This is a genomic window from Nonomuraea sp. NPDC050790 (genome assembly GCF_044456745.1).
In the GTDB taxonomy this organism is placed as follows: Bacteria; Actinomycetota; Actinomycetes; order Streptosporangiales; family Streptosporangiaceae; genus Nonomuraea.
Map to the genome: position 1 here is coordinate 304,987 of NZ_JBITGF010000001.1, position 25,724 is coordinate 330,710.

The 25,724-nt window shown below is 71.9% G+C and carries 20 protein-coding genes and 1 pseudogene; 14 read left to right on the top strand and 7 right to left on the bottom strand.

Features of this window, described 5'->3' with window-relative positions:
- Window positions 1–30 precede the first annotated feature (30 nt).
- From ACIBEJ_RS01505 to ACIBEJ_RS01525, 5 genes and pseudogenes are all read left to right on the top strand, one after another.
- Window positions 31–1,533 (top strand): hypothetical protein, encoded by a 1,503-nt coding sequence (locus ACIBEJ_RS01505; RefSeq protein WP_397180603.1) that lies wholly within the window; start codon window positions 31–33, stop codon window positions 1,531–1,533.
- Between the two features lie 66 nt (window positions 1,534–1,599).
- Complete coding sequence (locus ACIBEJ_RS01510; protein WP_397180604.1) at window positions 1,600–3,105, top strand: alkaline phosphatase D family protein; 1,506 nt, start codon at window positions 1,600–1,602, stop codon at window positions 3,103–3,105.
- A gap of 101 nt (window positions 3,106–3,206) precedes the next feature.
- A pseudogene (locus tag ACIBEJ_RS01515) lies at window positions 3,207–3,446 on the top strand (serine hydrolase); the annotation flags it as partial.
- A 77-nt stretch (window positions 3,447–3,523) separates the two neighbouring features.
- On the top strand, window positions 3,524–4,033 hold the full coding sequence (locus tag ACIBEJ_RS01520; protein ID WP_397180605.1) for a serine hydrolase domain-containing protein: 510 nt from the start codon (window positions 3,524–3,526) through the stop codon (window positions 4,031–4,033).
- A complete protein-coding gene (locus ACIBEJ_RS01525) occupies window positions 3,964–4,236 on the top strand; it encodes a hypothetical protein (protein WP_397182005.1) in 273 nt (90 codons plus the stop codon). Before ACIBEJ_RS01520 ends, ACIBEJ_RS01525 begins: the two co-directional genes overlap by 70 nt.
- A gap of 45 nt (window positions 4,237–4,281) precedes the next feature.
- On the opposite strand, the gene ACIBEJ_RS01530 is transcribed toward ACIBEJ_RS01525, so the two are convergent.
- Complete coding sequence (locus tag ACIBEJ_RS01530; RefSeq protein ID WP_397180606.1) at window positions 4,282–5,670, bottom strand: FG-GAP and VCBS repeat-containing protein; 1,389 nt, start codon at window positions 5,668–5,670, stop codon at window positions 4,282–4,284.
- A gap of 66 nt (window positions 5,671–5,736) precedes the next feature.
- Between ACIBEJ_RS01530 and ACIBEJ_RS01535 the strand changes: the two genes are divergently transcribed.
- From ACIBEJ_RS01535 to ACIBEJ_RS01545, 3 genes are read left to right on the top strand one after another with little or no spacing between them, the layout of a single operon-like run.
- Complete coding sequence (locus ACIBEJ_RS01535) at window positions 5,737–6,966, top strand: cytochrome P450 (RefSeq protein WP_397180607.1); 1,230 nt, start codon at window positions 5,737–5,739, stop codon at window positions 6,964–6,966.
- Window positions 6,967–7,008: 42 nt separating this feature from the next.
- Window positions 7,009–8,775 carry an HSP90 family protein gene (locus ACIBEJ_RS01540; protein ID WP_397180608.1) on the top strand — a complete coding sequence of 589 codons (1,767 nt, stop codon included), beginning with the start codon at window positions 7,009–7,011 and terminating at the stop codon, window positions 8,773–8,775.
- Entirely contained in the window at window positions 8,772–11,174 is a 2,403-nt protein-coding gene (locus ACIBEJ_RS01545; RefSeq protein WP_397180609.1) for a hypothetical protein, read from the top strand. The genes ACIBEJ_RS01540 and ACIBEJ_RS01545 overlap by 4 nt, the downstream gene beginning before the upstream one ends.
- Here the strand turns inward: ACIBEJ_RS01545 and ACIBEJ_RS01550 are convergent.
- The 4 genes from ACIBEJ_RS01550 to ACIBEJ_RS01565 form a co-directional block, all read right to left on the bottom strand.
- Window positions 11,165–12,574 (bottom strand): MFS transporter, encoded by a 1,410-nt coding sequence (locus ACIBEJ_RS01550; protein WP_397180610.1) that lies wholly within the window; start codon window positions 12,572–12,574, stop codon window positions 11,165–11,167. The genes ACIBEJ_RS01545 and ACIBEJ_RS01550 overlap by 10 nt on opposite strands.
- A gap of 52 nt (window positions 12,575–12,626) precedes the next feature.
- Window positions 12,627–13,211 carry a TetR/AcrR family transcriptional regulator gene (locus ACIBEJ_RS01555; protein WP_397180611.1) on the bottom strand — a complete coding sequence of 195 codons (585 nt, stop codon included), beginning with the start codon at window positions 13,209–13,211 and terminating at the stop codon, window positions 12,627–12,629.
- A 27-nt stretch (window positions 13,212–13,238) separates the two neighbouring features.
- Window positions 13,239–13,880 (bottom strand): heme oxygenase (biliverdin-producing), encoded by a 642-nt coding sequence (locus tag ACIBEJ_RS01560; RefSeq protein ID WP_397180612.1) that lies wholly within the window; start codon window positions 13,878–13,880, stop codon window positions 13,239–13,241.
- A 466-nt stretch (window positions 13,881–14,346) separates the two neighbouring features.
- Entirely contained in the window at window positions 14,347–15,696 is a 1,350-nt protein-coding gene (locus ACIBEJ_RS01565; RefSeq protein ID WP_397180613.1) for a phenylacetate--CoA ligase family protein, read from the bottom strand.
- Between the two features lie 140 nt (window positions 15,697–15,836).
- Between ACIBEJ_RS01565 and ACIBEJ_RS01570 the strand changes: the two genes are divergently transcribed.
- The 6 genes from ACIBEJ_RS01570 to ACIBEJ_RS01595 all read left to right on the top strand — a co-directional run bounded on the left by ACIBEJ_RS01570 (window position 15,837) and on the right by ACIBEJ_RS01595 (window position 23,547).
- Window positions 15,837–17,171, top strand: coding sequence for an ABC transporter substrate-binding protein (locus ACIBEJ_RS01570; protein ID WP_397180614.1), 1,335 nt, complete (start codon window positions 15,837–15,839; stop codon window positions 17,169–17,171).
- Complete coding sequence (locus ACIBEJ_RS01575; RefSeq protein WP_397180615.1) at window positions 17,168–18,043, top strand: carbohydrate ABC transporter permease; 876 nt, start codon at window positions 17,168–17,170, stop codon at window positions 18,041–18,043. Before ACIBEJ_RS01570 ends, ACIBEJ_RS01575 begins: the two co-directional genes overlap by 4 nt.
- Window positions 18,040–18,849 (top strand): carbohydrate ABC transporter permease, encoded by an 810-nt coding sequence (locus ACIBEJ_RS01580; protein ID WP_397180616.1) that lies wholly within the window; start codon window positions 18,040–18,042, stop codon window positions 18,847–18,849. Before ACIBEJ_RS01575 ends, ACIBEJ_RS01580 begins: the two co-directional genes overlap by 4 nt.
- Window positions 18,846–20,564, top strand: coding sequence for a glycoside hydrolase family 36 protein (locus tag ACIBEJ_RS01585; protein WP_397180617.1), 1,719 nt, complete (start codon window positions 18,846–18,848; stop codon window positions 20,562–20,564). The genes ACIBEJ_RS01580 and ACIBEJ_RS01585 overlap by 4 nt, the downstream gene beginning before the upstream one ends.
- Complete coding sequence (locus tag ACIBEJ_RS01590) at window positions 20,561–21,553, top strand: LacI family DNA-binding transcriptional regulator (protein WP_397180618.1); 993 nt, start codon at window positions 20,561–20,563, stop codon at window positions 21,551–21,553. The genes ACIBEJ_RS01585 and ACIBEJ_RS01590 overlap by 4 nt, the downstream gene beginning before the upstream one ends.
- Window positions 21,554–21,618: 65 nt before the next feature.
- Complete coding sequence (locus ACIBEJ_RS01595; protein WP_397180619.1) at window positions 21,619–23,547, top strand: CBM35 domain-containing protein; 1,929 nt, start codon at window positions 21,619–21,621, stop codon at window positions 23,545–23,547.
- 153 nt (window positions 23,548–23,700) lie between these two features.
- On the opposite strand, the gene ACIBEJ_RS01600 is transcribed toward ACIBEJ_RS01595, so the two are convergent.
- Window positions 23,701–24,360: a response regulator gene (locus ACIBEJ_RS01600; protein WP_397180620.1), complete on the bottom strand. Its 660-nt coding sequence runs from the start codon at window positions 24,358–24,360 to the stop codon at window positions 23,701–23,703.
- Complete coding sequence (locus ACIBEJ_RS01605; RefSeq protein ID WP_397180621.1) at window positions 24,357–25,622, bottom strand: sensor histidine kinase; 1,266 nt, start codon at window positions 25,620–25,622, stop codon at window positions 24,357–24,359. Before ACIBEJ_RS01605 ends, ACIBEJ_RS01600 begins: the two co-directional genes overlap by 4 nt.
- Between the last annotated feature and the right edge of the window lie 102 nt (window positions 25,623–25,724).

A 25,724-nucleotide genomic window follows, 5' to 3' on the forward strand; every position in this document is an offset into this window, starting at 1 on the left:
CGCCGGGGCCGGTGACCTATGGTGTGCCGCATGGACGTGGAGAGCCTGCTCGGTGAGGCGAACGGCATGCCGTACGGCGAGGCCAGGACCGTCGTGACCGAGCGCGCGCTGCGTGCGGCGGAGGCGGGCCGCGACCCCGTGGTGATCGTGACGACCCGCTTCGAGCTGACCGCCGCCTACCAGCTCGGCGGCGAGCCGGCCAAGTCGTTCGCGGTCTTCTCGCGCAACCTGGCCGACCACGACCGCGACCCCTCGCTGTTCGGCGGGCGGCGCCTCTGGCGGCTTTTGTGGCAGTACAAGTGGATCGTCGGCAGCCTGCGCCGCTTCCCCGAGATCCCGCTGCGGCGCGCCCTCGACGGCCTGGACGACATGGAGCGGCGCTACCGCGAGGCGGGACAGGGCCTGCAGGCCGTGTACGCCAGGCGCTGCCACGTCGCCCAGCACCTCGGCGACCGGGCCGGGGCGGAGGAGTGGTTCCACCGGTGGCGCACCGCGCCGCGCGACGAGCTGTCCGACTGCGCGGCCTGCGACGTGCGCGGGGTGATCTCCTACCTGTCCTGGACGGGCCGGGACGAGGAGGCCATCACGGCGGCCGGGCCGGTCCTGTCCGGCGCCATGACGTGCGGCTCCCAGCCGCAGAGCATCCTGGAGGCCCTGTTGCTGCCGTACGTGCGCACCGGGCGGCTGGAGGAGGCCGCCTCGGCGCACCGGCGGGCGTACCGGATCGTGCGGGGGAGGTTGTCCGACCTCGACGACATGGGCACGCACCTGCGGTTCCTGGCGCTGACCGGCAACGAGGCCCGCGGGCTCGAGATTCTGCAGAGCGAGCTGCACCTGCTGGAACGCCCGCCCTCGCCCAGCGCCGCCCGCGCATTCATGACCGGGGCGGCCGTGCTGCTGCGCCGCCTGGAGGAGCTGGGACACGGCGGCACGACGCTGCGGCGCGGCGACGCCGACGTGCCCGCCGCCGGGTTACGTGCCGAGATGGAGGCGGGCGCGCGGGGGATCGCGGCGGCCTTCGACGCCCGCAACGGCACCGGCGAGCACGTCCGCGACCTGGAGGAGGCGCTGGCGGCCGGGCCGTACGTGGACCGGCTGACCCTCGCGCCCGCGGCCGGGGAGCGCGACCCCGCAAGGCTGCTCGCGCGGGCGGGCAAGCTGCGCGGCGACGGCGAGGACGCCGAGGCGGCGGCGCTGTTCGAGCGGGCCGCGGGCCTGTACGGGCAGGCGGGCGACCTGGCCGGGCAGGCGCGGGCCATGCTCGGCTACGCCAAGTCCGTCTACTACGCCGCCGACGACGAGCAGGAGATCCGCGCCGCCTACGCGCGGGCCCGCCCCGTCGTCGAGGCGGCGGCCGGGGAGTCGCCCCAGGACCTCGCCGAGCTGGCCTACGACGAGGCGGTCGCGCTCGACTGGCTGGAGCTCCACGACGACGCCCTGCGCGCCTGCCGCGAGGCCGTCGCGCGCTACACGGCGCTCGGCATCACCCACGACGGGGCGATTTCCCTGCTTGAGGTGCTTGAGGAGGACTGACGCTGTTCATCTGCCCTTGACTCCAGTGTCACGGCCGGGTCAGCGGAGCCGGACATATCTGGAATCGTGGACCGCAGATCCTTCCTCGCAGCGGCAGCCGCCACCTTCGTGCTCCCCGCCCCCGCCACCTCCTCCTCCCGGACCCTCGCCCGCGACCCCTTCACCCTCGGCGTCGCCTCGGGCGACCCCTCCGCCGGCGGCTTCGTGCTCTGGACCCGCCTCGCGCTCGACCCGCTCGGCGCCAACGGGCGCGGCGCCATGCCCTCCCGCGACATCGAGGTCCAGTGGCAACTGGCGGCCGACGAGCGCTTCGGCAAGATCGTCCGATCCGGTACGGCAGAGGCCCGCTGGAAGGACGCCCACAGCGTCCACGTGGAACTCGACGGCCTGGAGCCGGGCCGGGAGTACTTCTACCGCTTCCGCGCCGAAGGCCGCCTCTCTCCGGTCGGCCGCACCAGGACCGCGCCGACCGGCTCCACCCAGCCGCTCGCCTTCGCCGTGGCCGCCTGCGCGCACTACGAGCACGGCTTCTACACCGCCTACCGCCGCCTGGCCGAGCAGGAGCCCGACCTGGTGCTCTTCCTGGGCGACTACCTCTACGAGTACGGCCCCTCCGGCTACAGCGCCCTGGCCGGCCGGGTGCGCACGCACACGCCGGGCAAGTGCGCCACGCTCGCCGACTACCGGCTACGCCACGCGCAGTACAAGAGCGACGCCGACCTGCAGCGCGCCCACGCCACCGCGCCCTGGCTGGTCTCCTTCGACGACCACGAGCTGGAGAACAACTGGGCGGGGCCCGTCTCCAGCACCGGCGCCCCCGCCTTCGCGCACCGGCGCGCCAGCGCGTTCCGCGCCTACTACGAGAACATGCCGCTGCGCCGCGCCAGCCTTCAGGGCGCCGTCCTGCGGGTCAACCGCCGCGTGTCCTGGGGCACGCTGGCCCGCTTCCACCTGCTCGACACCCGCCAGTTCCGCGACGACCAGGCCTGCCTGGACGGCGTGCGGGCCGGCTGCGACGAGCGCCTGTCCGAGCGGCGCACGCTGCTGGGCGGCGACCAGTGGCGCTGGCTGTCGGACGGCCTGCGCGCCTCCACCACCCAGTGGAACCTGCTCGGCCAGCAGATCCTGATGATGCAGCGCGACTACAAGCGCGGCCCCGGCCGCGAGGTCAACCTCGACGCCTGGGACGGCTACGCCGCCGAGCGCGCTCGCCTGCTGGAGCTCATGTCCACCACCTCCAACCCGGTCGTGCTGACCGGCGACGCCCACATGCACCACTCCGCCTCGCTCAAGCTGGACTTCGACGACCCCGACAGCCCGGTCATCGCCCCGGAGCTGGTCACCTCCTCGATCGCCAGCGACGGCGACGGCTACCGCGACAAGGTGTGGATCGAGGAGGGCCTGGCGGAGAACCCGCACATCTCCTACATCGACCAGCGGCGCGGCTACATCATGGCCCGCCTGAACGCCGCCGAGTTGTCGGCCGAGTTCCGCACGCTGGAGTACATCTCCCGCAAGGGCGCCCCCGCCAAGACCACCCACCGCGTCACGGTTCCCACGAAGGCGACCTGAGGAGGCCGGTCTCCCGGCACCCTCGCGGTTGCCGTCCGACCGGTCGGTCGATACTGTCGTTCCATCGACCGACCGGTCGGTAGAGAACGGAGGATCCGGCCATGACCCATGTCCACGGCACCGTGGAACCCGGCTTCGAGGCGGTCCGCGAGGCGTTCGAGCGCAACTTCACCGACCACGGGGAGGTGGGCGCGGGGCTGGCCGTCTACCGGCACGGCCGCCCCGTCGCCGACCTGTGGGGCGGTGCGGCCGACCCCGCCACCCACCGCCCCTGGGACCGGGACACGATCGCCGCCATCGCCTCCACCTGCAAGACGTTCGCCTCGGGCGCGCTGCTGCGGCTGGTCGAACGCGGAGAGGTGGACCTGGACGCACCGGGTCGCGCGCTACTGGCCCGAGTTCGCCCAGAACGGCAAGGGTGAGATCACCGTCCGCACCCTGCTCGCCCACCGCGCCGGGCTGCCCAGCATGCACACGCGCCCCCGTCACCTGGGAGGACCTGCGCGACTGGACCCCGATCACCGAGACCCTCGCCGCCGCCGTCCCGGAATGGCCACCCGGCACCCGCCACGGCTACCACGGCGTCACCATCGGCCACCTGGCCGGCGAGATCGTCCGCCGCGTGAGCGGGACGACGCTCAGCGCGTTCCTCGAAGCGGAGATCACCGGCCCGCTCGGCCTCGACTGCTACGTCCGCGTGCCGGACGAGGCACTGCCGAGGATGGCCACGATGGTCCTGCCCGACGAGCAGGCCGTGCGGCTCGGCATGGAGGTGCCGGAGCTGGCGGACTTCGTCCAGGCGCTGGGCGATCCGGACACCCTGACCCGCCGCGCCTTCTACGGCAGCGTCACCCAGCAGTGGCCCCGCACTCCGACGGCCTCGACGAACTGCTCAAGGTCCGCACCGCCTGGGGACTCGGCTTCCTGACGCCCGGCGTGCCCTTCTGGCCGGCGCCGGACAACCTCACGGGCCTGTTCGGCGGCAGCGGCGCCACCGGCTCCTTCGCCTTCGCCGACCCCGGGCGCGCGCTGGGCTTCGGCTACGTGCCCAACCGGGGCTCGGAACTGCTCGAAGGCGGCGACTTCCGGGTCAGGGCCCTGGTCGAGGCCGTCTACAAGGCCATGCCGTGACTCCGATCACCATCGCGCGACGTGGAGACGGTCGGGGGCTGACGGTCAGCTGAAGGCGTAGCCGAACAGGCCGGAGCCGGTGGCGAGCTTGGTGGCCTTGCTCGCGCGCAGCCCCGGGAAGGCGCCGGGCCGGCGGGCGCCGGGCAGCAGGGTGAGGACGCCGTCGCCGGGGGCCGCCACCACCAGGCCGTACACCGGCCGCGAACGGCCCAGCAGCCGGTAGCGCGGGGTCGAGGCCAGTGCCGTCATCGAGGCGCCGAAGTCGCGGCCCTTGCCCTTGATGAGCAGGTCGCCGTGCCGGGTCAGGCCGCCCGAGCGGGTCCCGGCCAGCACCTGGACCGCGCGCTCGCCCGGCACGCCGATGGCCAGTTCCGCGTCGCCGTCGCCGTTGAAGTCGCCCGCCGCCAGCGACGCTCCGAAGCGGTCGTAGTAGCGGGGCTCGCCGTTCAGCACCCGCTGCGTCCACGCCTCGCTGCGCGTGGTCCGCAGCCCCGAGCGCGAGCCGTAGACGACGTGGACCATGCCGTCGCCGTAGTCCATGGCGCGCTGGTTGGCGCTCAGGCCCTCGCCGGGCGCGCCGATCGCCAGGTCGGCGCGGCCGTCGGCGTTGAAGTCGCCGGTGGTCAGCGACGCGCCGAAGGCGTCCCACTTCTCCGAGGAGCCCTTGATGCCGGGGCTGTCCTGGGTGATCTGGGTCGCGTGCCGGCGTACCGTGTCGATGACCGTGGCCGAGCCCTGCCCGTCGGTGGTCACGCTGTCGGCGGGCGCGCCCACGACGAGCTCCGCGCGGCCGTCGCCGTCGAAGTCGCCGGTCGTGAGCGCCGCGCCCCACTGGTCGGTGACGCGCCCCTGCTGGCCCACCCACCGCGACTGCTGGGTGATTTGATAGGGCCCTCGCTTCTTCAGGAAGTGCACGACCACGCCGCCGCCCGCACCCAGGCCGGGAGCGCCCACGGCCAGCTCGTCGTCCCCGTCGCCGTCGAGGTCCCCGGCGGCCAGCGCCGCGCCGTACCTGTCGCCACGCGGCTTGCCCAGGGCCAGCCGCCGCCACGCGACCAGCCCGTCGGGGCCGCCGCGGAAGACCTGCACCACCCCGTCGCCGTCGGCGCCCGGCCTGGCCTTGCCGGCGAACTCCTCCGAAACACCCACCGCGAGGTCGGCGCAGCGGTCGCCGTCGAAGTCGCCCACGGCCAGCGCGGAGCCGAACGAGTCGCCGGTCTCCGGGTCGTCCTGGCGCAGCGTCGCCTTGCGGCCGGAGCCGTACAGGACGCTCACGGACCCGGCCCGTGCGCCGGTGTACGGCGCCGCCACCGCCAGGTCGGCGCGGCCGTCGTCGTCGAAGTCGGCGAGCCGCCCGCCACACCCGGCGGCGGCGCCCGCCGAGGCGGGGGAGAGCAGGGGCACGACCAGGCAGGCGGCCAGCAAAGCGTTCATGTCTCAGTCATGTCCGCACCGGCCGAACCCGGCATGAACACGGCGGGAACGTGCCACGATAGACGGGTGAGCATCGACCTCGCGGATCTGGATTTCTGGCGCAGACCCCTGAAAGAACGGCACGAAGCCTTCGCCCGGCTCCGCCAGCTCGACCGGCCGGTGTTCTTCCCGGAGAAGAAGGTCCCCTTCCTGCGCTCCGGCGCCGGCTTCTACGCCCTGGTGCGCCACGCCGACGTCGTGGAGGCCAGCCGCAACGCCAAGGTGTTCTCCAGCGAGCCCGCGGTCACGAACCCGGAGCCGCCCGGCTGGGTCAAGCACGTGTTCGGCGAGTCCATGGTCAACATGGACGACCCCCGGCACGCCAGGCTGCGCCGTATCGTCACGCGCTCCTTCAGCCCCCGCATGCTGCAGAACCTGCAGAGCGACATCGAGGCGGCCTGCGCGCGCATCGTCGACGACGTCGAGGCCCAGGGCCCCGGCGACTTCGTCGCGCAGGTGGCGGCCCGCCTGCCCATCCACGTCATCTGCGACATGATGGGCATCCCCCCGGAGTACCGGGCGAAGGTCCATGAGCACGTGGACGTCTCCACGGCCTACACCGGCGTGCGCCCGAGCCTGCTGCGCAGCGTCGCGCTCGCCGGGCAGAACATGCTGGCCCTGCTCGCCCTGCAGCGCCTGGTCATCAAGCTCGGCCACGAGCGCCAGCGCGAGCCCGCGGGCGACCTCGTCTCGCTGCTGGTCAACGCCAACCCCGACGGCGAGCGGCTGACCGACAAGGAGCTCGGCTCGTTCTTCGCGCTGCTGCTGGTCGCCGGCAACGAGACCGCGCGCAACACGATGGCCCACGGCATCAAGCTCCTCACCGACCACCCCGCCCAGCGCCAACTGCTGCTCGGCGACTTCGACGCCCACATCGGCGGCGCGATCGAGGAGATGGTCAGGCACGTCTCGCCGATCATCCAGTTCCGCCGCACGGTGACCGAGGACTACGAGCTGCGCGGCCTGCACCTGAAGAAGGGCGACAAGGTCGTGCTCTTCTACGGCTCCGCCAACCGCGACGAGAGCGTCTTCCCCGACCCCGACGCCTTCGACATCACCCGCGACACCAAGCCGCACGTGGGCTTCGGCGGGCCGGGCCCGCACTTCTGCCTCGGCGCCAACCTGGCCAGGCAGGAGATGCGCTCGATGTTCCGCGAGCTGTTCACGCGGCTGCCGGACATCAAGACGGTGGGCGAGCCGGAGCTCCTGCTGTCCAACTTCGATAACAGTGTCCGTACTCAGCGCTTCACAAGCTAATAATTCGGCTTATGTCAGCTTGGGGAACTAGGGTGACTCGGCGTGGAGAACGCCTTTCAAGTCGACCTGCGCGGTGTCGTCGACCTCCTGAGCCGGCACCTGTACTCCAGCCCGCGTGTCTACGTGCGCGAGCTGCTGCAGAACGCCGCCGACGCCATCACGGCCCGCCGTACCGGCGACCAGGACGCCCCCGCGGCGGTCACGATCGAGGTCGCCGACGGCCGGATCGAGGTCAGTGACAGCGGAATCGGGCTCACCGAGGATGAGGTGCACCTCCTGCTGGCCACCATCGGCCGCTCCTCCAAGCGGGACGAGCTCGGCTTCGCCCGCCACGAGTTCCTCGGCCAGTTCGGCATCGGCCTGCTGTCCGGCTTCCTCGTCGCCGACGAGATCCGGGTCGAGACCAGGTCGGTCACCGGCGCGCCCACGGTCGTGTGGACCGGGCGCTCCGACGGCCGCTACAGCGTCGAACCGGCCGGGAGTGAGCGCGCCGAGCCCGGCACCACCGTCACCCTGGCCGTGCGCGCCGACGCCGCCGACTGGGTCACCGAGCGCACCGTCACCGAGCTGGCCACCCTCTACGGCTCGCTGCTGCCGATCGAGGTCACCGTCAACGGCCGCCGCACCACCGTCGACGGCCCGCCCTGGCAGGCGAGCCACGACACCCCGGCGGACCGCCGCGCCGCCCTGCTCGCCTACGGGCGCGAGCTGTTCGGCTTCACCCCCTTCGACGTGCTCGACCTCAACGTCCCCGAAGCCGGGCTGACCGGCGCCGCGTTCATCCTGCCGAACCAGGCCAACCCCGCCGTCAAGGGCGCCCACCGCGTCTACCTCAAGCGCATGCTCCTCACCGAGCACGCCGAGGGGCTGTTGCCCGGCTGGGCCTTCTTCGCCCGCTGCGTCGTCGACGCCGGTGAGCTGCGCCCCACCGCCTCCCGCGAGGCGCTCTACGAGGACGACCTGCTGGAGCACGTGCGCGAGGAGCTCGGCGCGCAACTTCGCGCCTGGCTCGTACGGCTGGCCGAGACCGACCCCGACGGCCTGCGCGCCTTCCTGCGCCTGCACCACCTCGGCGTCAAGGCCCTGGCCCTGCACGACGACGACATGCTCCGCCTGGTCGACCGGTGGCTCGAGTACGAGACCAGCTCCGGCCCCATGACCCTCGCCCAGTTCCGCGCCCTGCACCCGCACGGCCGCTACACCGCGAGCGTCGACGAGTTCCGCCAGCTCGCCGGAGTCTCCGGCGCCCAGGGTGTCGGCCTGCTCAACGGCGGCTACGTCTACGACGGCGACATCCTGCGCGGCCTGTCCCGCATCGACCCCGAGGCCAGGCTCGAACCGCTCGACCCGGCCGAGCTGGCCACCCACCTCGCCCCCGTGGACCCCGCCGCCGAACTGGCCGCCCGGCCCTTCCTCAACGCCGCCGCCCGCGCCCTCGACCCGCTCGGCTGCGAGGTCGTGCTGCGCGACTTCGACCCCGCCTCGCTGTCGGCCCTCTACCTGACCAGCCGCGCCGCCGAGCACCACGCCCAGCTCCGCGAGGCCAAGGACGGCGCCGACGAGCTGTGGGCCGACGTGCTCGGCGCCATGGAGCGCTCGCTGGCCGCCGACCGGCCCCGCCTCGTGCTCAACCACCGCAACCCGCTCGTGCGCAAGGTGCTCTCGCTCAGCGACATGAACCTGGCCGGCACCGCCGTCGAGGCCCTCTACGGCATGGCGCTCCTGCACGGCCACCACCCGCTGCGCCCCGCCGACAGCGCCGCGCTCAACCGCTCCTTCCTCGGACTCCTTGATTGGGCCACCTCGTGATCGACATCGACGACCTCATCGACGAAGCCTCCGACCTGCCCTACGGCGAGGCCAGGACCCTGCTGCTGGAGCAGGCGCTGCGCCACGCCGAGGCGGGCGGCGACCGCGAGCAGATCCTCGCGGTGCGGATGGAGCTCACCGAGGCGTACCAGTTCGGGTCGGAACCGGCCAAGTCGTTCGCCACCTTCTCCCGCTGCGTGGCCGACTTCGACGCCGACCCCGAGCTGTTCGACGGCTGGCAGACCCACACGCTGCTGTGGCAGTACAAGTGGATCGTCGACTCCATGCGCGACTTCCCGCAGGTGCCGCTCGCGCGCGCGCACGACGCGCTGGCCGAGATGGAGCGCCGCTACCGCGAGGCGGGCGTCGGCCTGCACGCCGTCCACGCGCAGCGCTGCATGGTCGCCGGGCACGTCGGCGACCGGGCCGCCGCCGAGGAGCACTTCCACCACTGGACCACCACGCCGCGCGACGAGATGTCCGACTGCGAGGGCTGCGACCCCGACGGCAAGATCATGCATCTGGCCCGGCTCGGGCGCGACGAGGAGGCGGTCGCGCTCGCCGCGCCCGTCGTGGCCGGGCACCTGACCTGCGAGAACCAGCCGCAGAGCATCCTGAGCTGCCTCCTGCTGCCCTACGTCAGGACCGGCCGGCTTTCCGAGGCCGCCCAGGCCCACCTCAGGGCGTACCGGCTGATCCAGGCCCTTCCCCACTACACCGGCAACCTGGACCTGCACCTGGAGTTCCTGGCCCGCACCGGCAACGAGAACCGCGGGCTGGAGATCCTCCAGCGCGAGCTGCCACGCCTGGAGGAGCGGGCCTCGCCACACACGCTGATGAGCTTCCTGGCCGCGGCCGGGCTGCTGCTGCGCCGCCTGGAGGAACTCGGTCACGGCGACCTGGTTGTGGTCGCGGGCGCCACCGAGACGTCCGTCGCCGCGCTGCGGGCCGAGGTGACGGGGCGGGCGCGCGAACTGGCCGCCGCCTTCGACGCCCGCAACGGGACGGGGGAGCAGAGCGCACGGGTCGAGGCCACGCTGGCGGCGCCGCCGCTGGTCGACCACCTGCCGCTGGTGCCCCACGCACGCCGCGTCACCCTCCCCGGTACGGCCACGCCCACCCTTTCCCCGACCGCCGCCGACTCCGAGGCCACGAGGCCGATCGCCGCCGGTTCCGTCGCCACGACGCCGGCTGCCACCGGTCCCGGTGCGGCGGGGTCGTCCGCCGGCGCTTCCCGTCCGGCGGGGTCGTCCGTCGGCGCCTCCGGTGCGGCGGCCGGGGCGGAGCGCGGCACCTCGGCGGGGGCGGAGCTGTTCATGCGCGCCCGGGAGGAAGAGCCCGCCGTGGCCGCCCACACCATGCGCGCCGCCCGCGCGGCCCTGCGGGCGGAGGGCGACCACGCCCTGCTGGCCACCGCCGCCCTGATCCACGGCGAGATCCTGCGCCACCTGGCCACCACCCACCAGGACCCCGACCCCGGCCCCGCCCAGGACGGCCTGCCAGAGGAGTCCGGCTCGTCGGAGGGACTGTCCGGTTCGGTGGACGGCCAGGCGGAGGAGCCTGGCTCGCTGGAGGAGCTGCTGGGTGCCTATGCCGAGGCTGCCGCCCTCAGCCGGGAGCCGGAGCAGCGGGCCGTGGCCCATGCGGTGCGGGGTGAGGTGCTGGTCGCCGTCGACCGGCCCGAGGACGCGGCGGAGGATCTGATCGAGGCCGTGGCGCTGTTCACCGCGCTGGGCGACACCGCCAACGCCGCCCTGGCCAGGGTGGATCTGGCCGCCGCCTACCTGTCCACGGACCGGGTGGTCGAGGCCGCCATCGCCGCGGAGGAGGCGCTCGGACTCCTGGAGCCCGGCGACTACGACAACCGCGTCAACGCCCAGTGGACCAGGGCCCACGCCCGCCGCCTGCTCGGCGAGCAGGACGCGGCCCTGGCCGACTTCACCGAGCTGGCCGGGCGCTACCGGGAGCCGATCCGCGCCGCCCGCGCCTGGGAGGCCGCCGGCATGCTGCTGGGCGAGCTCGACCGGGACGAGGAGTCGGCGGGCGCTCTGGCCCAGGCCGTCCAGAACTACGTGGACGCCGGCGCCCGCCACGAGGCCGGGACCGCGATGCGCAAGCAGTTGTCCGCGCTGTACTGGGCCGACCGGGCCAAGGACGCGCTGGACGGGGTGGCGCCGGTCAGGGAGTTCCTGCGGGCGCTCGACGGTGAGCAGGCGGCGTTCGAGCTGGCGGCGCTCGACTACGACGAGGCCAGGATGCTGCTCGCGCTCGACCGCCACGAGGAGGCGGCGATCCGCGCCCGCGCGGCGGTCGCCGCCTTCACCGCCCTGGACCTGGCCGACCTGGCCGAGGCCGCCGCCGGCCTCCTCGCCCACCTGGAGCAACCGGATCAGGACTGAACGGGGTCCTCCTCCCCGGTGGGGGCGAGCACGTTCTCCCTGATCGTGAACACGGTGATCAGCGCGGCCACCGCCATCATCACCGTGCTGATCGTCATCGCCATCTCGAAGCCCGCGTCGAACACCGCGGGCTTCTTGAAGGCGTCGCCCACCAGCCCGACCAGGGGCGGGATGGCGGCCACCGCGAACAGGCTGCCGGTCCTGGCGACCGCGTTGTTGACGCCGCTGGCCGTACCGGCATAACGCTCGTCGGCGCTGGCCAGCACGGTCGAGGTGAGCGGCGCGACCGCCGCGGACAGGCCCAGGCCGAAGAGCGTCACCGACGGGATGACGTGCAGCCAGTACGAGGTGCCCTCGCCGATCGTGCCCATCCAGACGAACGACACCCCGGCCAGCAGGACGCCGATCGTGATCGGCCAGCGCGGCCCGATCCGTTTGGCCAGCTCGCCCGCCCGTGCCGACAGCAGCAGCATGAGGATCGTCGAGGGCAGCATGGCCGAGCCCGCCGCGATCGGGCCGAACCCGGACACCACCTGGAGCTGCACGACCAGGAGGAAGAAGACGACGCCCATGGCCGCGTACATGATGAACGTGACCACGTTGATCGCGGTGAACACGTGGTTGCGGAAGATGCCGACCGGGACGAGAGCGTCGGGCGAACGCCGTACCTGCACCCAGACGAACGCGGCGCCCAGCATGAGTCCGGTGACGAGCACGAGCGGCATGCCCGTCTCGATGAGGCCGTAGGTGATGGCGGCCAGCGCGAGCGCGGCGAGCACCGCGCCGAGCACGTCGAAGCGGCCCGCGGCCTGCTCGTCGCGGGTCTCGGGCACGTGCCTGAGCGTCACCCAGACCACGAGCGCCGCGAACGGCAGGTTGATGAGGAACGCCCACCGCCAGCCGGCCGACTGCACCAGCCAGCCGCCGAGCAGCGGGCCGAGCGCGCTGGCGACGCCGCCGAGCCCCGACCAGGCGCCGACCGCGCGCGGGCGCTCGCCGCGCACGAACGACGCCTGGATGATCGCCAGGGAGCCCGGGGTGAGCAGCGCGCCGCCGACGCCCTGGAGGGCTCGGGCGGCGACGAGCATCTCGATGTTCTGCGCCGCCCCGCACAGCGCGGAGGCGACGGCGAACCAGACGGTGCCGATGATGAAGACCTTGCGCCTGCCGTAGCGGTCGCCGAGCGAGCCGCCGAGCAGGATCAGACCGGCCAGCGTGAGGGTGTAGGCGTTGATCGTCCATTGGAGCCCGGCCATGCCGGCCTTCAACTCCTCGCCAAGGCGCGGCAGCGCGACGTTGACCACGGTGCTGTCAAGCATGGCAAGCCCGGAGCCCAGCACGGTCGCCGCGAGGATCCACCGCCCCTGTGCGGATTTAAGAGTGATGTGGCCGTTGTCCATGCGGCAATCTTGTCACCGGCCTCTGACAACGCTTATCCGGGTGCCCTTTCCGTCAGCCGTGCCCCAGCGCGCGCAGGACGAAGCCGGACACCAGCTTCTCCGCCTCCTCCACCGTCAGCGCGCCGCTGATCAGGGGGACCCGCTCCGCGCCGATCACCGCGAGGATCATGCGCGCGGTCGCCTCCACGTCCGTGACCTGGAACGCGCCGCTCTCCAGGATGCCGACCAGCACCCGCTGCATCGGCGCCACGTGCTCGGCCAGTTGCTGGTAGGCGTCGGGGCCGAGGGTGGCGCTCAGGTCGGCGGCGCCGGGGTGCGGGTGCGCGAGCAGCCCGGCGAGCTGCAGGCGTATGAACGCGCGCAGCCGGTCGGCGGGCGAGGCGTCCTCGGGCAGGTCACGCTCGTAGCTGTCCAGGAAGTACTGGGTGACCCGCTCGGTGAAGGCCAGCAGCAGCGCCGCCTTGTCCGGGTAGTAGTTGTAGAGCACCGTGCGGGTGATGCCCGCCTCGCCGGCCACGTCCGTCATCGAGATGGCGTCGATCCCCTGCACCCGCGACAGGCGCGAGACGGCCTGCAGGATGCGATCCTGCGTCTGGGCGCGGTGCTCGCCGATGGTCGCGGCGCTGATCCGGGGCATAACCACATGTTAGGCGTACGGCGCCGCCTAAGCCGCTGCCTTGACCGTGTGAAGGAGTTCGGCCAGGACTTCGGTGTTGAGCTGGTAGGCCAGTTTGACCTCGCGGATCACCCGGCGCTGCTCGCGCTCGTCGAGGTCGAGGGCGTCCAGGCGGGACCGGTACTCGTTCTTGAACCGGGGCAGGCTGCCGACCTGGTCGAAGACGTAGAAGTCGACGCCGCCGCCCTTGGAGTAGCCGTAGATCTTCTGCAGCTCCATGCGGATGAACTGGCCGCCGGACAGGTCGCCCATGTACCTGGTGTAGTGGTGGGCGACGTAGCCGCAGGGCCAGTCGGCGACCTGGTGGATCCTGGCCACGAGGGTGCGGGTGGCCTTGGAGGGTTCGACGCGGTCGCGCCAGGCGGGGCCGTAGACGGTGTGGAGGTCGCGTTCCAGGGCTTCCTGGCGGTAGAGCTCGGGGAAGACGAAGCGGCCGGCGACCGGGTGCCCGGCCAGGGCCTTGGAGACGCCGTCGAGGGCCAGGTAGGCGAAGTAGTGCTGGGCGACCATCTCGCCGTACTCCTCCGCGTTCAGGCGGCCGCCCATGAGCTCCTTGAGGTAGCTCTCGTCCTCGGCCGACTCGTGGTCGGCCCAGGTGGCGGTCTTCAGGATCTCGGAGAACGACGTCACGGCTCACCTCGTACTGGACTGGTGTTTCACGACACAGTGTCACAAAGCGCCGGGCAGGCGTCAAGCTGACACCATGTCACCAACCTTCCCCACCCATCCACCTTCCACCCACCCCTCCTGCCCTCCACACGCTCTCGCCTGCCCCTGCCTCGTCTTGTCCCCTCCCCCTTTTGCCCACGCGGGGCTCTTCCCCCTTCGGCCCACGCGGGGCTCTTCCCTTCGTTGGCCCACCCTGGGGCTCTTCCCTTTGGCTCACCCGGGGCTCTTCCCCAAAGCGCCGCGTATCCACCTGGGTTGCTTGGCCGCCACGGGCCGAGGGGCCGGCCTCTGTGCGCGTTGCGCCGGGCTCCGGGCGTGGTGGTGCTCGTGGTTCCGGCGCTAACGAGCGTGGTCTCCGCGTGAGCGTGTTTCGTGCGGGGGAGGCCGTGTCCTCCCGGGTGCGCGGGGGGTTCTTGCCGGGGGCGGGTTAGGTGGATGGGCGGGTGTAGCGGTGTTTGGTGCCGGGTGGGAAGTAGTCGGGGTCGGCGCTTTCGCGCAGGCGGATGAAGGGGGCCTGGTGGGCGGTGGGGACGTAGGCGGTGAACTCGCTGTTCAGGCGGCGTAGCTGGCTCAGGATCGACGCGCCGGCCGCCTCCGCCAGCGACGGGGTGGGGGCGGTGCCGGGGGACAGTTCGATGGTGATGGTCAGGTGGCGGTCGCGGGAGCCGTCCTCGACGACCTCCATCACGAACTTGCCGGTGACCGACCCGGCGATCTCCGGCTGTTCCAGGCCGACGGCGATGTTCTCCACGTAGATGTTGGCGCCGTAGTACGACACGGTGAAGTGGGCGCGGCCGAACACGTACGCGAACGGGTGCTCGGGGCCGGGCGCGGAGGGCTTGAGGCCGTGCTCGGCGGCGAAGGCGAGCATGCCGGAGTACGGGATCAGGCCACCCTCGTCGGCGATGTGGTAGCGGATCAGCGGGATCCCGTTGTCGCCGGTGAACACCAGCGTCCCGTCGTGCTCCTCGAAGTGGCGAACCCCCGGGTCGTACTGGACCAGCGTGGGCAGCCTGGACTCCCCGAACAGGCGCCTGGCCAGGTCGGGACGGGCCGACAGGAACCGGCGCAGTTCGATGGACAGCGGGGTCTCGTTGCCGAGGACGCCCGCGTCGGCGGTGCCGTACAGGGCGGCGGTGGATCTGACGGGGTCGGCGATGCCGGCGCGCTCGCACACCAGCGCGCGCCACTCCTCGCTGAAGACCTCCCCGGCCGTGACGAGCTTGAGGTCGTACGCCGCCCAGCCGGACCCGGCGTCGATCACGTCCTTCAGGAACGGCGGGTACCCGAGCAGGACGATCTGGTCGAAGTAGGGCGCCAGCGGCGGGATGACCCGCAGGATCTCGCGTTTGTCGCTGCCGGGCGCGATCGCGGTGAGCCGGTGGCCGCGTTCGGCCAGGTGGCGCACGCAGTTGAGCGTGAACAGGCCGCCCACCCAGGTGCCGAGCGCGAAGCAGACGACGGCGAGCGTACGGCGGGAGCGGGTCTGGAAGACGTCGAAGACCTCCTCGAAGCGCTCGGCGATCACCCGCTCGTCGGCGGCCGAGCGCGGCCAGAAGGACGGCTCGCCGGTCGAGCCGGAGGAGACGGCGATCATGTCGCCGATCTCGCCGCCCCTGCACAGGTCGGGCAGGGGGTAGCGGCGCGTGTAGGTGTCCTTGGTGGTCAGCGGGAGGTCGTGGAACGGCGTGCCGGGGCCGGCGCCGTGGGCGGCGAGGAAGGAGCGATAGGCGGGGACGCTGTCCGCCACCTCGTGGAAGAGCTGGACCGGATCCACGGTGCGACTGTACGCCACGCCGGGCTTGCTGCGTAGTCGTCACAGAATCACGAAAGTTTTCATTGAAGGATTGCAAGCGCGGAAACACCCCGGTAACGTCCCGGACAATCCTCGCGAACCCCCCACAGGAGAGACCGCCCATGGACCGTCGCCGTTTCCTCCAGCTCAGCGCCCTGGCCGCCGGGGGCACCCTTCTCAGCGCCTGCGGGGGAGGGGGGAGCGCCCAACCGGCCAAGGTGGGTCCCACCGGCACCGCCGCCACCGGCGAGATCACCGTGTGGAGCTGGCAGGGGCCGGCGGCGATGATGAAGGAGCTGGTCCCGGCGTTCACCAGGCAGTTCCCCGGCATCAAGGTCGACGTCCAGGACATCGGCAACCCGGCCATCTGGGACAAGATCACGACCGGGCTGGCCGCGGGCGGTCAGGGGCTGGGCGACGTGCTCCACATCGGCGTCGACTACCTGCCCGCCTATATCGAGAAATTTCCGGACGGCCTCGCCGACCTCGTCCCCCTCGGCGCCGACAAGCACAAAGGCAGCTTCGCCCAGGGCATGTGGGAGACCGTCAGCCGCGGCGGCAAGGTCTACGCCCTGCCCTGGGAGGCCAACTCCGCGGGCTTCTACTACCGCGCCGACCTGTTCGAGAAGGCGGGCGTCGACGTCGAGGCCATCGCCACCTGGGACGAGCTGATCGAGGCCGGCAGCACCCTCAAGCAGAAGACCGGCGCCCAGCTCCTCGGCATCGACAAGGCCGCCACCCAGGCCGACTCCGCGAACCTCTTCCAGGCGCTCATGCAACTCCAGGACGCCTTCTACTTCGACATGCAGGGCAACGTCACCCTCGACTCGCCCGCCGGGGTCACCGCGCTGACCATCATCAAGAAGCTCAACGACGCCGGCCTGGTCGCCGACTACGGCGGCGGCTGGGAGGCGATGATCGGCTCGATCAAGAAGGGCAGCGTCGCCGTCCAGCCGATGCCCACCTGGTTCGGCGGCATCATCGAGGAGACCGTCCCGGCCGAGAAGGGCAAGTGGAAGGTACGGCTCCCGCCCGCCGTCACCCAGGGCGGCAAGACCTCGGCCATCGTCAACTCCACCCACCTGGCCGTCACCGGCACCAGCAAGCACCGCGAGGCCGCGTACGCCTTCGCCGAGTTCGTCCTGACCCGCCCGGAGAGCCAGGTCGCGATCTACAAGGGCAAGGGCATCGCGCCCGCGCTCATGTCCGCCTACGACGACCCGATCTTCCACGAGGCGTCGCCGTTCTTCAGCGGCCAGAAGAAGGGCGAGATCTTCTTCGAGTCGCTCAAGCAGCCCTCCTACGTCACCAACTACTCCGCCGACTATCCGCGCGCGCTCAAGGCCGTCACCGACGCGCAGACGCGGGTGCTGCTCAAGGGCGCCGACCCGGCCGCGGTGCTCAAGGAGGCGGCCGACCTGATCGCCGGGCAGACCGGCCGCAAGGTGCTGCGGTGACGGCGAGCGCCTTCCGGTCGCCGATGCGGCTGGCGCCGTACCTGTTCGTGCTGCCCGCCGTGGCGCTGTTCGCGATCTTCAAGCTCTACCCGATCGCCTGGTCGTTCTGGCTGAGCCTGTTCAGGACCGACGGGGCGCTGCAGACGTTCGCCGGCACCGCCAACTACGAGCGCCTGCTCGGCGACCCGGTCTTCTGGACCGCGCTGCGCAACACGGCGCTCATCATGGTCGTGCAGGTGCCGCTGATGCTGGCGATCGCGATCGCGCTGGCGGTGGCGTTCAACTCGCCGCTGCTGAAGCTGAAGGCGTTTCTCCGGCTGGGCTTCTTCCTGCCGATGGTGACCGGGCTGGTGGCGTACGGGATCCTGTTCGGGGTCCTGCTCAACCCGCAGGGCGGGCTGGTCAACTGGTTCCTCGGGCTGTTCGGCGTGCCGGCGATCCCCTGGCTCACCGACACGCTGTGGGCGCGCATCGCCGTGGGGCTCGCGCTGACCTGGCACTACACCGGCTACAACGCGGTCATCTACCTGGCCAGGCTGCAGGCGCTGCCCCAGGATCACTACGACGCGGCCTCGGTCGACGGCGCGGGCGCCTGGCGCCGGTTCTGGCACGTGACGCTGCCGGGACTGCGGCCGGTGCTGCTCCTCACCGTGGTCATGTCGACGATCGGCACGCTGCAGCTCTTCGACGAGCCGTACGTGCTGACCGGCGGCGGCCCCGACAACGCCACCCTGACGCTCGGCATGTACCTCTACATGAACGGCTTCCGCTACTTCGACTTCGGCTACGCCTCGGCCATCGCGTACGCGCTGGCGGTCATCATCGCGATCCTCGGCATCGTGCAGTTCAAGTTCCTGGGTGACAAATCATGAAAAAGGTGATGCTGACCTCGACGCTGCTCATCACCGTCACCGTCGTCCTGGTGCCGTTCTACTGGCTGATCGTCGGCAGCACGCACACCAGCGGCGACATCTTCGGCAGCCCGCCCCCGCTGCTGCCCGGCGGCCACCTCCTGGACAACCTCGCCAACCTCGAACAGGGCATCGGCTTCAGCAGGACCGTGCTCAACTCCCTGCTGATCTCGCTGATCTACACGCTCCTGTCCGGCGCGGTCTGCACGCTGGCCGGGTACGGCTTCGCCAAGTACTCCTTCAAGGGCAGGGAGCTGCTGTTCGGCCTGCTCATGCTCGGCCTGGTGATCCCCGGCCAGGTGACGCTGGTGCCGTTGTTCAAGATGATGCTGGCGCTCGACTGGCTCAACACCTACCAGGCCATCGTCCTGCCGAACCTGGCGCTGCCGTTCGGGATCTTCCTGATGCGCCAGAGCATGTCCGCCCTCCCGGACGAGCTGCTCGCGGCCGGTCGCGCCGACGGCTGCGGCGAGCTGCGGCTGTTCACCCGCGTCGTCCTGCCCCCGATGCGCCCGGCCCTGGCCGCCCTGGGCATCTACCTGTTCCTCTACCAGTGGAACGACTTCGTCTGGCCGCTCATCGCGCTGCGGACCAAGGACGCCTACACCATCCCGCTGGCCATCGCCTCCCTGCAGGGCGCCACGGAGACCGACTACGGCCAGATCCTCGCCGGCACGGCCGTGGCCGCCCTCCCGATGGCCGTGCTGTTCCTGTTGCTGCAACGACACTTCGTGTCCGGACTTCTCGCTGGAGCTGTGAAAGAGTGAGCGTCACGACGGCCGGGCTGGCGCCCGTGCCCACCGCGCACCTGCTCGACGACGTACGGCTGGCGGTGCTGCCCGCCGCCGCGCGCTGGGAGCTGGTGCGGCTGCCCGGCGGCGCCGCGGTGCTGGAGATCCACTCCGAGCGGGAGCTGGAGATCCGGTTGTCGGTGGCGCTGGGTGACGCGGTGGGTTTCTGGCATCCCGACTGCCGCTGGAGCCGGACGATCGTCGCCGACTGGGCGGGGCGGGCCGAGGTCTCGCTGGTCAAGGGGGCCGCCGCCGGGTGCCTCTACGACAGTTCCGGCCGGACGATGCTGGCCTTCGCCGCCGCCGACCCGGTGCCCGAATGTTCGATGCGGTTCGGGGTCTCGGAGGAGAACAAGGCGTTCGTGGTACACCTGACGGCTCCGGCCGGGACCTACCGGCTGCACCTGGCGCCGCGCTCGGCGAGCGTCGCGGTGGCCATGCGGCTGCTCCGCGGCGAGCTGGGGCGCGGGCTCGCGCCGGTGCCCGCCGCGGCCCGCGAGCCCGTCTACTCCACCTGGTACGGCTTCAGCCAGGCGGTCGAGGCGGCGGCCGTCGAGCAGGAGGCCCGGCTGGCGGCGGACCTGGGCTGCGGCGTGATCATCGTGGACGACGGCTGGCAGGAGAAGGGCAACGGCCGCGGCTATCCCGGCGTAGGAGACTGGCAACCGGATACCACGAAATTTCCGGATCTCGCGGGTCATGTCGCTCGTGTCCAGGCGCTCGGCCTCAAATACCTGCTCTGGGTCGCGCCGCTGCTGCTCGGCGCCGAGGCCGACTGCTTCGACGCGCTGGCCCAGCACGCCCCTGCCTCCGGCGGCCCGCCCGGCGCCCGGGTGCTCGACCCCCGCCGCCCCGAGGTCCGCCGGCACGTCGTGGACACCTGCGCCCGGCTGGTGCGCGACTACGGACTCGACGGGCTGAAGATCGACTTCCTGGACGACGCCATGGTCTACGCCGGCAGGCCCACCCACGGCGACGTCGCCGACGTGGGCGAGGCCATGCGGCTCCTGCTGACCGAGATCCGGGCGGAGCTGGGGCCGCAGGCGCTGATCGAGCTGCGCCAGCCGTACGTGGGGCCGGGCATGGCGGCCTTCGGGAACATGCTGCGGGCCGACGACTGCCCGGCCGACGCCGTGGCCAACCGGGTGCGCACGATCGACGTCGGGCTGCTGGCGGTGCGCGGGGCCGTCCACTCCGACATGCTCATGTGGGACCCGGCCGCGCCGCCCGCGAGCGCCGCCAGGCAACTGATCGGGGCGCTGCACGCCGTACCGCAGATCTCCGCGCGGCTGGCCGGACTCGGCGGAGAGCAGCGCGAGATGCTGCGCTTCTGGCTCGCGCAGTGGCGGCGGCTGCGGCCGCTGCTGCTCGACGGCGAGGTCGAGCCCGGCCGCCCGGACGAGCTCTACCCCGTCGTGCGGGCCGAGCGCGGCGACGCCTGCGTCGTCACCGTCACGGCCGAGCGGGTGGCGGTCCTGGACACCGCCAGGCACCGTAAGATCACCTTGGTCAACGGTACGGCGGCGCCGCGCCTGGTCGTCGAGGTCGCCGGGCCGGGAGGGGTGTTCGCCACCGTGGTCCACGACGCCGCCGGCCGTATCATCGAGCGGACGCGGCGGCGGCTGGAACCGGGCCTGAGCGTTCTGTCCTTGCCGCCCTCCGGGCTGGCGACTCTGGAGGGGGCCCCGTGAAGATCGGCATCACCGAGCTGGCCGCCCGCGCGGGCGTGAGCGAGGCCACGGTCAGCCGGGTCATCAACCGGCGCTCCGGGGTCGCCGCCAAGACGCGCGAGGCCGTCGAGCGCGCCATGAACGAGCTCGGCTACGAGCGCTCCACCCGCGGCCAGATCGTCGCGGTGATCACGCCGTGGCTGTCGAACCCGTTCTTCTCCGAGGCCAGCGAGCTGATCGAGGCGGCGCTGGCCCCGCACGGGCTCAAGGGGGTGCTCTGCCCCGCGCTGCCCGGCGGCATACAGGAGCGCGAGTTCGTCACGTCGCTGGCCGACCACGGCGTGGCGGCGGTGGTGTTCCTGTCGGCCAGCAACACCGTCGAGGGCGCCGACCCCGAGACCTTCAACGTGCTCGCGGCGCGGCGCATCCCGTTCGTCGGCGTCAACGGCGGCTTCGAGGGCCACGACGCGCCCGTCTACTCCACCGACGACTTCCGCTCGGCGGAGCTGGCCGTGGACCACCTGTGGGCGCTCGGGCACCGCGCCATCGGCATCGCCTCGGGACCGGTCGGCAACCAGCCGGCCGACCGGCGGGTCGAGGGCTTCCGCGCGGCCATGGCCAGGCGCGGCGCGAGCGAGACCGGGAGCCGGATCGTCCGCCAGCACTACACCATCGAAGGCGGGCAGTCGGCCGCGCTGAGCCTGCTCAAGCAGGGCGTGACCGCGATCGTCGCGGCCAGCGACTACATGGCGCTCGGCGTGATCCGCGGCGCCCGCCGCGAGGGCCTGTCGGTGCCCGCCGACCTGTCGGTGGTCGGGCACGACGGCTCCATGATCATGGAGTTCGCCGACCCGCCGCTGACCACCGTCCGCCAGCCCGTGGACCGCCTGGCCAAGGAGGTCGCCCGGGGAGTGGTCGCGCTGGTCAGCGGGCGCGAGGTGCCCACGGGCGAGCTGCTGTTCAACCCCGAGCTGGTCGTACGCGGCTCGACGGCCGCCCCCCGCGCCTGACCCCGCCTGCCCCGAGTCCTTCCTTCCGTAGTACCGCACGATTCATCCGATCATCGGGAGACCCCATGAAACGCGTCGTGTTAACCTCCGCCCTCCTCGCCGCCGCCCTCGTCACCCCCGCCGAAGCCGCCTCCGCCCAGGCCGCGCCGCTGGTCGTCGTCAACCCCGGCTTCGAGAAGGGCGCCGAGGGCTGGACGTTCACCGCCGGCTCCGGCGTCGCCACCAACAACCCCCACGGCGGCTCCAGGCTCATCTACCTCGACGCCGGTCCCGGCAAGAGCGTCAGCCAGTCGATCACCGTCCCGGCCGCCGGCCGCTACTCGGTCTCCGCCTGGATCGCCACCGGCGGCGCGGGCGGCACGTTCTCCGCGAAGATCAACGGCGCGGCGGCGGCGACCGTCACGCTGCCGGCCCGCAACATCTACAGCCGCTACACCCTGTCCCGCCTCAGCCTGAACGCCGGCGACACCCTGGAGATCGCGTTCGGCTCCGGCTCCGGCTGGGTCAACGCCGACGACCTCATGATCTCTCCGGCCGCCCCCGCCGACCCCCAGGTCAGCTCCGGCAACCCCAAGGTCGTCGCGATGTTCGACTGGGCGAAGGCCAAGGCGGCCAGTTGGGTCCACCAGGACGGCGCCGTCGGGCCCATCAACATCGGGGCCACCAACCCGGTCGACCCGGGCGAAGCCCCGTACACCCCGACCTATTGGGGCGGTTACGCGCACCGCACCGCCTACTACTCGCGCGACTTCGCCCACCAGCTCGCCGGCGCGCACATCCTCGGCTTCGACGCCGAGAACAAGAACATGCTGCGCTCCTTCGCCGAGAGCGCCACGCCGGAGCACAAGTTCTATCCGGTGTGGGCGATCAACTTCGACGCCAAGACCTGGCACACCATCGACTACAAGTCGCCGACGAACTTCGTGCGCGAGGTCCCGGCCACGTTCGAACTGGTCGAGAAGGCCAACCAGGCCTTCCGCTGGACCGGCGACCGCGCCTACCTCGACGACCCGGTCTTCTGGAACTACTACCGCAACGCCACCACCGGCTTCATCCAGCAGCACGACGGCGCCAAGCCGAACGGCGTCGCCGAGGGCACCGGCAGAGGCATCTTCCAGGGCGTGGCCAGCTACAACGAGGTCAGCCGCGAGCCGCTGGCCGAGGCCGGCGACGGCATCGGCGCCCAGTACCAGGCCTATCTCGCGCTGGCCGACATGGCCCTGGACAAGCGCGAACTGCCCCTGTCGATGCAGACCGGGCAGCGGGCCCACGACCTCAAGCGCTACTTCAACCAGACGTGGAGCGTGAAGCCGGGCACCGACGAGTTCGTGCGCGCGTACACCATCGACGGCGCGCCGCTGACCGGCTTCGGCAAGGAGAACAGCTGGTTCATGCCGATGAAGGGCATCATCGACGCCGGCCCGCGCAACGACGCCTACCTCGACTTCGTCGACGCCCAGGCGGCCGGGCCCGACCGGCCGACGAACATCGAGGCGGTCACCTACCTGCCCGACACCTTCTTCCGCCACAACCGCAACGACACCGCGTGGAAGTGGATGCAGCACGTCTACGACCAGCGCGAGACCCGTCACGTCAGCAACCGCCAGGGCCTCAACGGCGACTACCCGGAGGTCCCCTTCACCCTGGTCAGCCAGACCGTCGAGGGCCTGATGGGCGTGACGCCCGACGCTCCCCGGCGCACGGTCGCCACCCAGTCGCGCCTGCCCGGGGACATCCCGTGGCTGCGGGTGGACGCGATCCCGGTCGGCGACGGCACGATCGACGTGCGCCACGACGGCCAGACCTCGACCACCTTCACCAACCGGACCGGCAAGCTCACGTTCTGGGAGGCCCGCTTCCCGGCGGGGCACCGCAAGCTGACGGTGGCCGGTCACCGGGTGCCGGGCATCCAGAAGACGATCGACGGGGTCCGCTACACGGTCGCCCTCCTGCCCGTCCGCAACGGCCAAACGATCACGGCCTCCGCAGGCTGACCCACACCGCCTGCGCGGTCCGACCCGTTCTGCCTCCGCGGTCCGACCCGTTCTGCCTGCGCGGTCTGACCCGGACTGCCGGTCCCCGTCTGTGGGGACCGGCAGGACGCGCCCCGCCCCAGCGCCCCCGGCCCTCAGCCGCGTGACCCGGGGTCAGTCGCCTGGGCGGACGAGGCCGGTTTCGTAGGCGTAGACGATGGCCTGGGCGCGGTCGCGGAGGCCGAGCTTGGTCAGGACGCGGCCCACGTGGGTCTTGACCGTCTGCTCCGACAGCACCAGCTTGGCGGCGATCTCCTGGTTGGACAGGCCGCGGGAGACCAGGACGAGCACCTCGGTCTCGCGCTCCGTGAGCTGGCCCAGACGGCGGGCCGACGGGGCGCGGGGGCCGCCCAGGCGGGCGAACTCGCGGATCAGGCGCCGGGTCACGGCGGGAGCCAGCAGGGCGTCGCCGCCGGCCACCACGCGGACGGCCTCGGCCAACTGGACGGCCGAGGCGTCCTTCAGCAGGAAGCCGCTGGCGCCGGAGCGCAGGGCCTCGTAGACGTAGTCGTCCAGGTCGAAGGTGGTGAGGATCAGGATTTTTGCCGGAATGTCGTCACGCTGGGCTATGAGGCGGGTGGCTTCCAGACCGTCCATGACCGGCATGCGCACGTCCATCAGGATCACGTCCGGCAGCAGCTCCGCCGCCCGCTCCACCGCCTGCGCGCCGTCCGCCGCCTCGCCCACCACCTCGATGTCGCTCTGGGCGCTGAGGAAGACGGTGAAGCCGGTGCGTACCATGCCCTGGTCGTCGGCGATCATGACCCTGATCACGCCGGCTCCAGGGGGAGCGTGGCCACGACCTCGAAGCCGTCGGCGACCGGTTCGGCCGTCAGCGTGCCGCCGAGCAGCGCCGCCCGTTCCCGCATGCCCACCAGCCCGTGCCCGGCTCCCGCGGACGAGGACTCTGCCGGGGTGGGGCCCGGGCCGTTGGCGACCCGTACGACGAGGTCGTCCCGCTCGCGCCTGACCTCCAGCGACACGGTCGCCCCCGGCGCGTGCCGCATGACGTTGCTGAGTGACTCCTGCACGATCCTGTACGCCGACAGCCCCACGGCCTGCGGCACCTCCTCCACCGATGACGTCTGCCTGAACAGCACGGCCAGCCCGGCCGCCCGCGCGTTGGCCACGAGTTCGCCGAGCCGCTCCAGCCCGGGTTGCGGCGTGGTCTCCTTGTGCCCGTCGGCGTCGCGCAGCACCCCGAGCACCTGCCGGAGCTGGGCGATGGCGTCCAGCGACAGCGAGCGGATCGTCGCCAGCCCCTCCTCCAGTTGCCTGGCGTCCCCGGCGGCCTTGAGCGGCACCGCCTCGGCCTGGATGGCGATCACCGACATGTGGTGGGCGACCACGTCGTGCAGCTCGCGGGCGATGCGCGCCCGTTCCTCCAGCGCCGCCTGCACCCCTTCGGCCGCCACCTTGAGCTGCGACTCCCGCGCCAGCCTGGCCGAGGTCTTCCGCCGGGCCCGCACGTTGTAGCCGAGCACGAGCGGCACCGCGAGCACGGCCCCGGCGATCGGCACGGCGTTGAGGTTGACCACCGCGAGGAAGGCCACCGAGACCACCCACACGGCGATGGACACGGATTCGGAGTTGCGCGAGCCCACGGTGTAGAGGACCAGGAGGTAGCTGACCATCAGCGGCCACGTGTACGTGAGGCCCTGCTCGGGGAACCCGTCGATCATCCGGTCGACGAACACGTGCGCGGGCAGCGTCAGCAGCGCCGTCCGCCACGCGCCCATCGGCCAGCGGTCGCGCATGGCCAGCGGCAGCGACACCGAGAGCATGGCGAGCTGGAAGGTCGGCGTCGCGGGCGGGTGCAGGTTCTTCTGGTAGAGGCGGGCCCAGAGCTCTGCGCTGGCCACGCCGTAGAGGAAGATCGCGAGGACCAGGTCGGCCAGCCGTACGCCGTCGAGGGTGGTGAGGAGCACCAGCCAGCGCGGCGCGGGGCGGCGCACGCGGCGGGTGGCCAGCGGCGGAGGGTCGGCCCTGCCCGTGAACAGCGCGAACGTCAGAGGCCGCACCAGGGCGGATATCACCCGAAAGACCTTATGTCTGGCCTCGGGTAGTCCGCGTCACTCCCAAGGACTACTTACATGATTACGATCGCCGTGAGCGAACATCGGCAAGCTTGGGAACAT